The 12,386-nt window shown below is 74.0% G+C and carries 8 protein-coding genes; 2 read left to right on the forward strand and 6 right to left on the reverse strand.

What is annotated here, in order from left to right:
- Positions 1 to 8 precede the first annotated feature (8 nt).
- Positions 9 to 1,091 (reverse strand): type I restriction endonuclease, encoded by a 1,083-nt coding sequence (locus RQM47_RS06290; protein WP_314007977.1) that lies wholly within the window; start codon positions 1,089 to 1,091, stop codon positions 9 to 11.
- A gap of 111 nt (positions 1,092 to 1,202) precedes the next feature.
- Here RQM47_RS06290 and menC point away from each other — a divergent pair, with 111 nt between their 5' ends.
- Positions 1,203 to 2,267, forward strand: a complete 1,065-nt coding sequence (gene menC / locus RQM47_RS06295; RefSeq protein WP_314007980.1) for an o-succinylbenzoate synthase — start codon at positions 1,203 to 1,205, stop codon at positions 2,265 to 2,267.
- The gene (locus tag RQM47_RS06300; protein WP_314007982.1) at positions 2,264 to 3,835 is read left to right on the forward strand and encodes an AMP-binding protein; all 1,572 of its coding nucleotides are present in this window, start codon (positions 2,264 to 2,266) and stop codon (positions 3,833 to 3,835) included. The genes menC and RQM47_RS06300 overlap by 4 nt, the downstream gene beginning before the upstream one ends.
- Positions 3,836 to 3,886: 51 nt before the next feature.
- On the opposite strand, the gene RQM47_RS06305 is transcribed toward RQM47_RS06300, so the two are convergent.
- From RQM47_RS06305 to RQM47_RS06325, 5 genes are all read right to left on the reverse strand, one after another.
- Positions 3,887 to 5,947: a peptidyl-prolyl cis-trans isomerase gene (locus tag RQM47_RS06305; RefSeq protein WP_314007985.1), complete on the reverse strand. Its 2,061-nt coding sequence runs from the start codon at positions 5,945 to 5,947 to the stop codon at positions 3,887 to 3,889.
- A 790-nt stretch (positions 5,948 to 6,737) separates the two neighbouring features.
- The gene (locus RQM47_RS06310) at positions 6,738 to 7,508 is read right to left on the reverse strand and encodes a sigma-70 family RNA polymerase sigma factor (protein ID WP_311661939.1); all 771 of its coding nucleotides are present in this window, start codon (positions 7,506 to 7,508) and stop codon (positions 6,738 to 6,740) included.
- 394 nt (positions 7,509 to 7,902) lie between these two features.
- Positions 7,903 to 9,147 carry an aminotransferase class V-fold PLP-dependent enzyme gene (locus RQM47_RS06315; protein ID WP_314007987.1) on the reverse strand — a complete coding sequence of 415 codons (1,245 nt, stop codon included), beginning with the start codon at positions 9,145 to 9,147 and terminating at the stop codon, positions 7,903 to 7,905.
- A gap of 250 nt (positions 9,148 to 9,397) precedes the next feature.
- Entirely contained in the window at positions 9,398 to 10,663 is a 1,266-nt protein-coding gene (locus RQM47_RS06320) for a cytochrome P450 (protein ID WP_314007989.1), read from the reverse strand.
- Positions 10,664 to 11,219: 556 nt separating this feature from the next.
- A complete protein-coding gene (locus RQM47_RS06325; protein ID WP_314007992.1) occupies positions 11,220 to 12,212 on the reverse strand; it encodes an AAA family ATPase in 993 nt (330 codons plus the stop codon).
- Positions 12,213 to 12,386: the final 174 nt, after the last annotated feature.

Here is a 12,386-nt window from a genome sequence, read left to right on the forward strand (position 1 = left end):
ATCCAGAGCTACGAGTCGTATCGGCGTGCAGTCTCCTTCAGCTGGTCGGAGAACTGGTAGATGTCGTCGATCGTCTTTAGCTCGTGCCGCGTCTCGTTTTTGTCAGCATCAAGCAAGCCGAGGTATTTCTGTGTCCAGTTAAAGTGGAGGCGGCAAATCGGCTTGCGATTGTTGTCGTCAAGCAGGATTCCCATGTACGACTTTGTGTCACGATGGGCAATCCGATCTGCGTCTACAACTTCGCGAACGATGGCTTTGACGATGTGGAAACCTTCGATTTCCTCCGCCGTGGTTTCTGTCTCTGCTCCCCTCTCCTCGTCTTCCGCTTCGTTGTCAGCAGCCGGCTCTTCCTGTTTCCGCCCCGCCACGACGTCCTCTTGGGCCAGAGCTGTTCGAAGGCGCCCGCTGACGCGTTCACTGATGAACTGCTGGAACGCCTTCGGAACGAGCGTACTGAACTGCTCGCGGACGCTGGCGACGAATCGACCGTCGGGGTTCACCTTGAGGTAGAGAAAGCGAACAAGGTCCGAATCCGGGTCTTCGAACTGATCTGCCAACACCTTGTGGAGCTCCCGGAGGTACTTCAATTCGCTCGCTGCGTCGAGCATCCGGTCGAGGTCGAAGGATCCCTTCGCCAGCTTCATGACCTCGGCAACGTGGTGCTCGCGGAGGTCGAGCAGGTCGAGTTCGAGGAAGGGCCGCGAGTCCATCTTGTTCGGCTCCTCCAGGTCTGAGTAGAACCTGTAGTAGACGCCGTTGGTGAGGATGGCGATCCGAGCCTTCGTGACGGTGAAGTAGCGGAAGAGCTGGCTCATGTTGGCCTCGCTCAGGTTCACCCCCGCGGTCTTGCACTCGATTAAAACGATGACTTCTCCATCCTGCTTGATCGCGTAATCCACCTTCTCACCCTTTTTGACGCCCACGTCTGCTGTTAACTCGGGAACAACCTCTTGCGGATTGAACACGTCGTATCCGAGTGCAGCGATGAATGGCATGACGAGCGCGTTCTTCGTCGCTTCCTCGGTGGCGAGGTGGTCGATCAGGGAGGGCGCGCGTTGGGCGAGGGCTGCGAGCCGATCAGCAAAGCTCATGGGCGGGGCGGAAGCGTTCGTCGGGAGAGGAGCAGGAAGGTTAACAAACAACACCTCATGCAGCGGCCGCAGCGAAAGTGGCCAGGGCATCAGGCATCTCATCACTCCGCCATGCGCGTCACCGCCTTCGACCTCTACCCCTACCGGCTCCCGCTCGCCGACCCCGTCGTGTGGAACGGCGAGCGCCGCGAGACGCGCGAGGGCGTGCTGCTCCGCCTCCACGACGAGCGCGGTCGGGCGGGGTGGGGCGACGCCGCTCCGCTCCCCGGGTTCAGCCGCGAGACCGTCGCCGAGGCCGAGGCCGCCCTCCGCGCGCTCCTCCCCGCCCTCGACGGCCGCGACCTCGACGCGCGCGACGTGCTCCGCCCGGACGGCCCGTTCCACACCGCGCTCGACGCCGCCGGCCTGCCGTCGTCGGCCCGGTTCGCGCTCGACCTCGCGCTCGCCGACCTCATCGCGCAGGACCTGGGCCGGACGCTCCCGCAGGCGCTCCACCCCGATCCGCCGGTCGTCCTCCCGCTGAACGGGCTGCTCATGGGCGACCGCGAGGCCGTCGTCGCTCACGCGGGGCGGCTGGCGGCCGAGGGCTGGGCCGCGGCCAAGCTCAAGGTGGGGCGGCAGGCCGTCGAGGACGACGCCGAGACGGCCCGCGCCGTGAGCGAAGCCCTGGGCGGGGCGGCCCTCCGCCTGGACGCCAACCGGGCGTGGACGGCGGACCAGGCGCGCGCCTTCGCCCGCGCCGTCGAGGGCGTCCCGCTCGACTACGTCGAGGAGCCGACGCCGGACCCCGGCGACCACCCCGCCCTGTGGCTCGACACGGGCCTGCCGGTCGCGCTCGACGAGACGCTCCAGGAGCCGGGCGGGGCGGCGCACGTGAGGGGCTGGGCGGCGGCGGCCGTCCTCAAGCCGACGCTCGTGGGCGGGCTCGCGGCCGCGCTCCGCCTCGCCGCCGCCGCGCGTGCCGTCGGCGTGCGGGCCGTGCTCAGCGCGTCGTTCGAGAGCGGCGTCGGGCTCCGGGGCGTCGCCGCGATCGCCGCCGCGACGGGCGCCGAGCCGGCCGGCCTCGACACGTACCGCTGGCTTGTGGAAGACGTCGTGCCCGCTCTCCCGTTCGACCGTCCGCGCGTGGACCTGCCCGCCCTGTTCGCCGCCCCGCCCGCCGTCCGCATCCCGTGACCGACCCCGTCCGCCACCACGCCTGCGCCCGCCCCAGCGCGCCCGCCCTCGTCACGCCCGACGCGGTGTGGACGTGGGCCGAGTTGGACGCCCGCGTCGGCGCCTGCGCCGCGCGACTCGCCGCCCTGCCCCGGGCGCCCGACGTGTGGCAAGGCGCCGCCCCGCTCGCCGTGCGCGCCCACACCTCGCCGGCGCTCGTGGTGCTGACGCTCGCCGCGCTCCGGGCGGGGCGGACGCTCGTCCCGCTCTCGACGCGCTGGCTGGCGGCGGCGGTCGCCGACGCGCTCGACCGTCTCGGCCTGGACGCGCTCGTGGTCGACGGCTCCGACGGCGCGCCGGCCGGTCTCGACGCCACCCCACTCGACGCGCTCGTGCAGGCGGGGCGGGGCGGGGCAGAGGAGCGGGGCGGGGTGGGGGAGGTCGCCCAGTCCACGGTGGCATCCTCGACCACGTCGTTGCATGCAACGACGCTACAGGGGGGCGGGGCGGGAGGCGTCGGAGCGGAAGCGGGGCGGGGGGGCGCCCGGGCCTCGAACCCTGAACCCAGAACTTCCCACCCCCCCTTCACCGTCGTCCATACGTCGGGGTCGACGGGCGTGCCGAAGGCGGCGCTCCACACGGTCGGCAACCACGTGGCGAGCGCGCGCGGCGTGAACCGGCGCCTTGGACTGGGGGCGGACGGCCGCTGGCTCCTCGACCTCCCGCTGTACCACGTCGGCGGGCTGGGCGTCGTGGTCCGGTGCGCGCTCGAAGGCGCTGCGATGGTTCTCCCCGGCGAGGGCATGAGCACGGCCGAGGCCGTCCGCGTGCTGCGGCCGACGCATGCCTCGTTCGTCTCGACGCAGCTCCGCCGCCTCCTGGACGCGTTGGGCGGGGCGGCTGGCGGCGCCGCGAGCCTCCGCGCCGTGCTCCTCGGCGGCAGCGCGATCCCAGCTAGCCTGCTGGACGAGGCCGCCGCCCGTGGCCTGCCCGTCGCCACGTCGTACGGGCTGACCGAGATGACGTCGACCGTCACCGCGACGGCGGCCGGCGCCGACCGCCCCGCCCTCGCCACGTCGGGCGACGTCCTCGACGGCCGCGCGCTCCGCGTCGCCGCCAGCGGCGAGATCGAGGTGGGCGGGGCGGCCCTCTTCGCGGGCTACCTCGGGCCGGACGGCCTCGCCCCGCCCGGCGCGTGGTTTGCGACCGGCGACCTCGGGCACCTGGACGGTGCCGGCCGCCTCGTCGTGACGGGCCGGCGCGGCCTCCTGTTCGTGTCGGGCGGCGAGAACGTGCAGCCCGAAGCCATCGAGGCCGCGCTCCTCGCGCTCGACGGCGTCGCCGAGGCCGTCGTCGTGCCCGTCCCCGACGCCGACTTCGGGCACCGCCCCGCCGCCTTCGTGCGCACCACGAGTGCCACCCCGCCCGACGCGGACGGCCTGCGGGCCGCGCTCCGCCGGACGCTCCCCGGCTTTATGGTGCCCGTCGCCGTCTACGCCTGGGGCGGGGCGGGGGGCATGAAACCGGACCGCCCCGCCCTGGCCGAGAGGGCGAGAGGGATGGGGAGGGATAGAGGAGCGGAGGGATGAGCAGAGGGGCGAAAATGGATGCCTCCTCATCCCTCCATTCCGCATCCCTCCTTACAGCAGGTCGTCTCGGAAGTCCTCGACCTCGGCGTCCTCGCGGAGCCCTTCGAGCCACGCCTGGAGCACACGCTGCCGCTTCTGCTGGAGGAGCTGCTGCCGGATCTGCTCGCGGAGCTCCGGCGTCAGCTCGGCGTCGGTGCCGCCGACGAGCGACGTCGTGCGGACGACGAACGCGGCCTGGTCGCCCCCGATGACCCCGCTCCGCTGGCCGGGCTGGAGCCCGAACGCGGCGCCGACGGCCCGCGGCTCGCGCCCGAACTGCGGCACGACCGGGTCGGCCAGCGACAGGTCCGATGCCCGCTCGACGTCCGTCCCAGCCGCCTGGGCGATGCCGGGCAGCGAGCCGGCGGCGAGCGCCTGCTGGAGCCGGTCCTTCTGGACGGCCTCCTTTTTGTCGAGGAGCACGGCCGACTCGATCTGGTCACGGACCTCGTCGAACGGGGCCACGCCCTCGGGCCGCTCGTCGACGAGGCGGACGACGATGAAGCTGTCGCCGGCGTCGATCGGGTCCGACACGGCGCCTTCGGAGGCGCGGCGGAGGAAGCGGTTCAGCTCGCGGCCAACTTCGAGGCCGGGGATCCCGATCTGGTCGGCCTGGATCTGCGTCTCGGTCGGGGCGGTCCCGCGCTCGCGGGCGGCCTCGGCAAAGTCCTGGTCTTCGAGGTCGAGGAACGCCTGGAAGTCCTCGGCCTCGCCCATCACGCGGTCGATGTCGCCCTCGACGGGGCGTGAGACGCGGACGAGCTCGACCTCCTGGTCGGCCCGGTCCTCGACTTCGATCAGGTGGACGCCGTAGGGCGTCTCGACCGGACCGACGACCTGGCCGAGCGGGGCGGCAAAGGCGGCCTGCTCGAACTCGGGGTTGAGCTGGCCGCGCCCGAACCACCCGAGCTCGCCGCCCCGGTCCTTGTTGCTCTCGTCGGTCGAGAACCGCCGGGCGGCCTGCTCGAACGAGAGCTGGCCGGACTCGATCTGCTGCTTGACCTCGCGGGCGCGCTCGGTCTGTCCGGCGGGGAGCAGGATGTGGCGGGCGCGGAGCGAGGACTCGCTGGCGGGGCGGACGTCCGTGATGCGGGCGACGTACGCCTGCCCCCCGGCGACGACCGGGCCGACGACGCGGCCGGCGGTCGGGTTCTGGAACACGGCCGTCGCGAGCGCGGCCGGGAGGTCGCCGGCGCCGACGTACTGGGCCGCGACCTCGCCGCCGAACGAGTTCCGCCGCGCGAACGAGACGGGGTCGGGTGCCGTGCGGAAGTCGGCGACGAGGCCGCGGAGCTCGTCCGTGGCCCGGGCCGAGTCCTCGGCCGTCGGCGTCTTCGGGAAGGCCACGTACTCGACGGCGTAGGTGGCCGGCCGCTCGTAGTCGGCCTCGTGCGTGCGGTAGTAGTCGCGGAGGTCGTCGTCGCTTACCTGGACCTCGCTGTCGGGGACGTCGGCGTAGCGGAGGGCGACGAACTCGGCGCCGGCCCGCCGGTTCTGGCGGACGAACGCGGCGTCGACCTCGGCGTCGGAGACGCGGGCCGAGGCGCCGATCAGGGCGGCGAGCTTGGCCTGGCGCCGGTTCCGGCGGACCTGCTCCTCGATGGCGATCAGCTGCTCGGTGTACTGGGGGTCCTCGACGACCTGCTGGAGCGCGGCCCGGTCGACGCCGCCCTGGCCGTCGCCGAGCACCTGGAGGATGAGCGGGTCGGGGTTCGGTCCTTCGATGAGCTCGTAGACCTCGTCGTCGGTGACCTGGATGCCCAGCCGGTCCATCTCGCGCTCGACGAGCGCGTTGTCGACGAGGGCGTCGAACACCTGGTTCTCGATCTGGGCCTGGAGCCCGTTTGAGACCGGGACGCCCTGGGCCTGGTACGCCTGGACCTGCTGCTGGACCGCGTTGTTGAACAGCTCGCCGTCGATGGCGACGCCGTCGACCGTCCCGATCGTCCGCCCGTCGCGGCCGCGGCCGACGTTGTCGAACGCGCCCGAGTCCTGGAGCGCCCACAGGCCGCCGAAGGCGACGACGAGGACGCCGACGAGCACGCCGCCGGCCCGCTCTCGAATGCTGTTCATCACTCCGGCCATGTCTCGCTCCGCGTGCGCGGGGGTTGGGGGGCGGCGGTCGCCGCAAGCGCTAGGCGCCGGCAGCGCCGGCTCGACTCAGGGAACCCGGAAGCTAGCCCGCGCCGTGTGGCGCCCCGGGGAAAAAACGAGCGGGGCGGGGTGGGGGCTCGCTCGGCTCGCCGGGAACGGGGAATAGGGAAATGGGAACGGGCAGAGGGGCGGGGTGGGGCACGCCGATTGGCCGCCCCGCCCGTGAAGCGGGTGGCGAACCCGAGGCGGGGTGGGCTCGGGGGCAGCGCCGCCCCGCCCGCTGCCGCCCCGCCCAGTGCCGCCCCGCCCGTGGGGCGGGCGGCGAACCCGGCGGGGGCGGGGTGAACCCGGAGGCGGGGCGGCCAGGGACGGCAGGACATCGTCCCGAGGCGGCGGCAGTCCCCCTCCTGGCCACCCCGAAGGGACGGCGCAGCCAGGAGGGGATAGGGGTGGTCGTCGGGCGGGCGGGACGGTTCCGCCCGACGTCCGCCCCGCCCGGTGCCCCGCCCGACGCCGTTGCATGCAACGGCGCTACGTGGTGCCCTGGCATCCGTGGGGCGGGGCGGTCATCTTCCCCGTTCCCCGTTCCCCGTTCCCCGTTCCCCGTTCCCCGTTCCCCGTTCCCCGTTCCCCGTTCCCCACAAAAAAGCGGGCCGAGGCGGGGCGAACCCCGAGCCTCGGCCCGCCTCTCTCTCTCCCCTTTGGGGACTCGGTGCCGCCCCCGCCCGCCGCCTCCGAGGACGGCCTGCGGGGGCGGGGCGGTGGATGTCTAGGCGGCCACGCGGTGGGTCTCGAACTGGCCGCGCAGCGTGCGGAGCGTCTTCGAGAGGACCTGCGAGATGCGGGCCTCGGTCAGGTGGAACTCGCCGGCGATCTCGCGGAGCGTGAGGCCCTCGAAAAAATACAGGTGGACGATCCGCTGCTCACGCTCGGGGAGCCGCCCGACGAGCGCGCCCACGAACCCGTTGGTCGAGGCGGCCTCGGCGCTGGCGTCGGCGGGCTCGGCGTCGGGCGAGGCGACGACGTCGAGCGGCGTAGGCCGGTCGTCGCCGCCGTCGTAGAGCGAGAGCGCGAACCGCTGCTGGGCGTCGCCGAGGAGCCGGTTGTAGGACCGGACGCTCACGCCGAGCCGGCCGGCGACCTGGGCCGCGCGCGGCTCGGTCCCGAGCTCCTGGCTGAGCACCTCGGCCGTCCGCGACGCCTCGGCCACGCGGCGGCGGCGGTCGCGGGAGAGGCAGTCGATGGTCCGCAGGAAGTCGACGAGGGCGCCGCGGATGCGGCCGAAGGCGAACGACGCGAACGGCGTCCCGCGGTCGGGGTCGTACGACCCGAGCGCCTGGAGCATCCCGAGCATCCCCGCGTTCTCGAGGTCGCGGTAGGTGGCCAGCGGGTGGTCGGGCAGCGTGATGCGGCGGGCCAGCGAGCGGACGAGCGGGAGGGCGGCGACGGCGACGGCCCGCGCGTGCTCGTCGACGTGGCTGGTCTCGGCGTCTCGTTCGACGACGTAGCGTTCGACGGCGTCCTGGAGCGAAGAGGTCATGGGTGTGGCGGGCCGGGTGGGAGGGAAGAGGCCGCGTCGAGCGACGATTCCCCCTTCTGCAAGCCCGGTGCCACGGCCCGCCCGCCCCGCCCCCTGCCGCCGCCGACGGCCTTCAGGGGGCGCTGAGGGAACCCCCACAGTCCCGCTACGCCCCGTCAAACGGCGTTCGCGCTCGTTTCCGGCGCTCCGTCCGCCCCGCCCGGTGCGCCGGGCGCCCGTCTCCGCCGAGCACGCATTCGTAACGGGGCGGGTAGAATCGGGGCGGGGCGGCTCCATCCGCCCCGCCCGCCTAGGTTCGGGGAGGTACGGGGTACTCGGTACGAGGTACGCGAGCGCCGAGGCGGAATCGGACCGTACCTCGTACCCGGTACCCCGTACCCGCCCGGGGGGTCTTCTAGGTGACCGGGCCGCCCTCGGCCGGCGCCTCGTACTCCATGTGCGCGCCCGTCCGCAGCGCCTCGTCGACGGCGTCGAACGCGCGGTCGACGTCGGCCGGCGGGTTCCAGACGAACGGGGCGAGGCGGAGGACGCGGCCCTTCCGGCTATCAGCGTAGACGTCCTGGGACTTGAGCCACGCGGCCAGGCGGTCGGCGTGCTCGACCTCGAGGACGAGCATGGCCCCGCGCCGCTCGGCCTCGCGCGGCGAGCGGACGCCGAGACCCAGCGCCTCGGCCCGCTCGATGGCGCGCGCGCCCTTGGCGAGCGTGTCGGCGCGGACGGCCGCGATGCCCTCGCCCAGCAGCACGCGGAGCCCCTCGACCGCGTGGTACATCGACGCCACGGCCGTCGTCCCCGCCAGGAACCGCCGGCGGACCGACGGGTGGTCGGCCGGCGCGTCGGCGAACGCGAACGGGTCGGCGTCGGCGAGCCACCCCGCCAGGCGCGGGCGGAGGTCGAGCCCGGGGCGGACCCAGAGGTAGGCGTTCCCGGTCGACCCGCACGCCTCCTTGAGGAGCCCGCCGAAGTACACGTCGGCCCCGAGCGCCGCCGCGTCGACCACGACCGACGCCGTCGCGTGGTAGCCGTCGATGGCGAACAGGGCGCCGTGGCGGTGGGCGGCGTCGGCGATCCGGCGGAGGGCGTCGTCGGTCAGGACCTCGCCGGTCGCGAACCCGACGTGCGACACGACCACCCAGGCCGTCCGGTCCGTCACCGCGTCGCAGACCGCGTCGACGTCGACGAACCCGTCCGCCCCGGCGGCCACCTCGACCGGGCGCACGTCGCGGAGCCCGGTCCACCGCTGGACCGAGTGGCGGACCGACGGGAACTCAGCGTCCGTCAGCACCACCTCGGTCCGCCCCGCCCCGCCCTCGCCCTCGAAGGGCTCGTCGCACGAGAGGAGGCACTGGACCGTCCAGTGCACGTTGGGCTGGAGGATGCACGTGCCCGGTTCGGCGCCGAGGAGCGGGGCGAGCCAGCGGTCGCCGAGCGCCTCGGGCAGCGACCACCACCCGACGTCGGTCCCCAGGTCCCAGCGGTCGGGCACGCGGTTCCAGGCGTCGACGCCGCGCTCGGCCCAGTCGTCGCAGAACGCCTGCATCATGGCCGGCACGGTCCGCGGCATGAGCCCGTGCGTGAACGCCCGGAGCTCGACGGCGGGCGGGGGCGGGGTGGCAAAGCGGTCGCGGAGGTCGAGCATCGGGCGGGGTCGGAGGGCGGGGCGGCGGGTACTCGCGCCCGCGGCGCCGGTTGCACCCGCCCCGCCCCGCCCCGCCCCGCGCCACGGCGAGCCACCCCGCCCGTCGGGTCCGCCCGTGCGAACCCGGAAGCGGTTCGGGACGAGTTCCTCCTCCACCGGGGAAGTGCCGGACCCAAAGGGCGGGGAGGGGGATGAACGTCAGAGCCGCCGTTGAGGGCGGGGCGGCTCCGGCGACCGCGCAATCGCGCCGCTACGCCTGCGCGGCCGGGGCGGGGCGGCCCACGTCGCGGAGGACCATCCCGCTCTTCGGCAGCGCCGGCAGGCGCGAAAAGTCGACCTGGAGGTCCTGCTCGGGGACGCGGTACGGGAGGCCGGCCAGGAACCGGGAGGTCTCCTTCATCAAGCGGATCGTGATCCACTCGCCCGCGCAGCGGTGGTTCTCGAAGTGGTCGCCGCCGCCCTGCGGGATAAAGTTGAACGGGCTCTCGTCCCAGCTCTTGAACCGCTCGGGCCGAAAGTCCTCCGGGTCGTCCCACGTGCGCGGGTCCTGGTCCGTCCCGTAGAGGTCGAGGATCACGCGCCGCCCCTTGGGGAAGGTGTAGCCCTCCCACGTGAAGTCGTGCCGCACGCGGGCGGCCACGGCTGGGAAGAACGGGTACACGCGGCGGATCTCCTGGACGAACCGCTCGGCGGCGGCGTCGCCCGCGCCGCCGGCGATCGCGTCCCGGACGGCGGGGTGGGCGTGGAGCGCGTGGCCAATGAACGCCACGTAGACGGCGATCGCGACGACGGGCCGGAGGATGTTGAGCAGGTCGACGCCCGCAATGTGGGCGTCCAGCAGCTGCCCGTCCAGCGTGCGGTGCCAGGAGATCACGTGGGCCGCCGTGTTCTCGGCCGGCTGGAGCCGCCCGGCGCGAACGTCCTCGACGAGCCCCTCGGCCCACGCGTTGGCCCGCTTGCGCGCGATCCGCGAGGCTACGTGCCGCCACCCGATCGACCCGGCCCCGTTGAAGAGGAGCGTGAGCTGGCGCGTCCTTTTGTCCACGTCGTCCTCGGGGAGCGGGACGCCGGCCCACGCGCAGACGGCGCGCGCGAGGACCTCGCACGCCTCGTCGAACAGGACGACCTCGTCCCGCCCCGCCCACCGCTCGGCGGCCGCGGTCCACTCGGCGGCGGTTTGGTCGGCCAGGCTCTCGATCCGGTCCGGCGTCATGAGCGACATGAGCATCGTCTTGCGGTGGAGGTGCTCGGCGTCGTCGAGCCCCTGCACGCCGCCCTTCCCGAGCAGCGTCCGCACGACGAGCCCGGGCATGGCCCCGCGCCGCTCGAACCGCTCCGTGTCGTAGAGCAGGCGGGCCGCCTCCGGCCCCGTCATGCAGATGGCCTTCTCGAACATGAGGCGCGTCTCGAACGCGTCGGTCCCGAGGCGGTGGCACTCGTGGGCGATAAAGCGGTAGGGGTCGCTGATGAAGGCGAGCGAGCTGTCGAGGGCGGCGGTCTGGGGGAGCGCGGGCATGGGCGGGGTGGGGAGGGTGAAGCTCCAAAGGCGCGCGGCGCCGGGAGGGTCCGCCCCGCCTCGCGTTTTGGTGCCGACGGGGGTTTCCCGGGCGCGCCGCTCAGGGCAAGGGCCGCGGGCGGACCCACGGAGAGGGGCGCCCGAGACGACACCGAGGTCTACGAGGAGCGGCGGTAGTCCCCCTCCTGGTCAGGAGGGGCTAGGGGTGGTTGCGACGAGGGCGGGGCGGTTCGGCCTGGCACCGCCCCGCCCGATGCCGCCCCGCCCCGCCCCGCATCACGCGCCGTGCGCGGACGGGCGACCGGCGGTCGCATTCGCCCCGCTCATGGCGCGGACGGACTCGAAGGGCGGAGTGGTGCCTGATGGCGGTGCCGCGGCCCGACGGCGTTGCGTGCAACGCCGCTACGGTTGCCGCCCCGCCCCGCCCCGCCCACGGGCGGTGCGGGCGGGGCGGCGTGCCGTGCCCCGCCCACGGGCGACCGCCGGTCGCCCCTACGGTCCCACCCCGCCCACCGCTCGGGCGGGGCGGCCGCACGTTCGCTTCCCGCTTCCCGCTCTATTCCCCCAGCCCCACGATCCGCCCGATCACGTCGACGGCCGAGACGCCCTCGGCCTCGGCGTTGAAGTTGGTCACGATCCGGTGGCGGAGGACCGGGACCGCGATCCGGTCGACGTCGGCCGCGAGCGGCGTCACGCGGCCGTCGAGGAGCGCGAGCGCCTTGGCGCCCAGCACGAGGTATTGGCTCGCACGCGGCCCGGCCCCGTACGACAGGTACTGCGTCACGAAGTCGGGCGCGCCCTCGCGACCGGGCCGCGTCCGCGACACTAGGCGGACGGCGTGCTCGACGACGTGGTCGGCGACGGGCGCGTGGCGGACGAGGGCCTGGAACGCGGCGAGGTCCTCGGCCGAGAGCACGGGCTCCGCCCCGCCCCGCACGTCGCCCGTCGTGGCCTTGACCACGGCAACCTCGTCGGCGAACGGCGGGTAGTCCAGCCACAGGTTGAGCATGAAGCGGTCGAGCTGGGCCTCCGGCAGCGGGTACGTCCCCTCCTGCTCGATCGGGTTCTGGGTCGCCAGCACGAAGAACGGGTCGGGCAGCTCGAAGCGGTGGCCGGCCGCCGTCACCTGGCGCTCCTGCATGGCTTCGAGGAGCGCCGCCTGCGTCTTCGGCGGCGTCCGGTTGATCTCGTCGGCCAGGACCACGTGGGCGAAGATCGGCCCCTGGACAAAGCGGAAGCTCCGGCGCCCCGTCTCGCGGTCCTCGTCGACCACCTCGGTCCCGGTGATGTCGCCGGGCATGAGGTCGGGCGTGAACTGGACGCGGCTGAACGAGAGGTCGAGCGCGTCGGCCAGCGTGCGGATGAGGAGCGTCTTGGCCAGCCCGGGCACGCCGACGAGGAGGACGTGCCCGCGCGCGAGCAGCGCGACCACGAGCCCCTCGACGGCGGCCTCCTGGCCCACGACCACGCGGCCGACCTCGCGGCGGAGCCGCCCGTAGGCGTCGGAGAGGGCGCCGACGGCGGCGGGGTCGGTCGGGTCGATGGGCATGGGCGGGGCGGTCGGGGCGGGGCGGGGGGGAAGCTCGCACCACGCGCCGCCCCGCCCCCCGAGTTCCCGAACGCGCCCCGCCCGCTGCCGCCCCGCCCGCGGCGAGGGCGGGGAGGGCCGCCCCGACTGCCGCCTCAGGACGCTCGCCGCGGGACCCCCGCCGCCCCGCCCCGG

This window comes from Rubrivirga sp. S365 (assembly GCF_032248475.1).
GTDB classification, from domain to species: Bacteria; Bacteroidota; Rhodothermia; order Rhodothermales; family Rubricoccaceae; genus Rubrivirga; species Rubrivirga litoralis.

Bases quoted from the DNA above. Each gene is read 5' to 3' on its own strand.
- RQM47_RS06320 (WP_314007989.1), bottom strand. From the start codon at position 10,663: ATGCCCGCGCTCCCCCAGACCGCCGCCCTCGACAGCTCGCTCGCCTTC.
- RQM47_RS06310 (WP_311661939.1), bottom strand. From the start codon at position 7,508: ATGACCTCTTCGCTCCAGGACGCCGTCGAACGCTACGTCGTCGAACGA.
- menC (WP_314007980.1), top strand. From the start codon at position 1,203: ATGCGCGTCACCGCCTTCGACCTCTACCCCTACCGGCTCCCGCTCGCC.
- RQM47_RS06290 (WP_314007977.1), bottom strand. From the start codon at position 1,091: ATGAGCTTTGCTGATCGGCTCGCAGCCCTCGCCCAACGCGCGCCCTCC.
- RQM47_RS06315 (WP_314007987.1), bottom strand. From the start codon at position 9,147: ATGCTCGACCTCCGCGACCGCTTTGCCACCCCGCCCCCGCCCGCCGTC.
- RQM47_RS06325 (WP_314007992.1), bottom strand. From the start codon at position 12,212: ATGCCCATCGACCCGACCGACCCCGCCGCCGTCGGCGCCCTCTCCGAC.
- RQM47_RS06305 (WP_314007985.1), bottom strand. From the start codon at position 5,947: ATGAACAGCATTCGAGAGCGGGCCGGCGGCGTGCTCGTCGGCGTCCTC.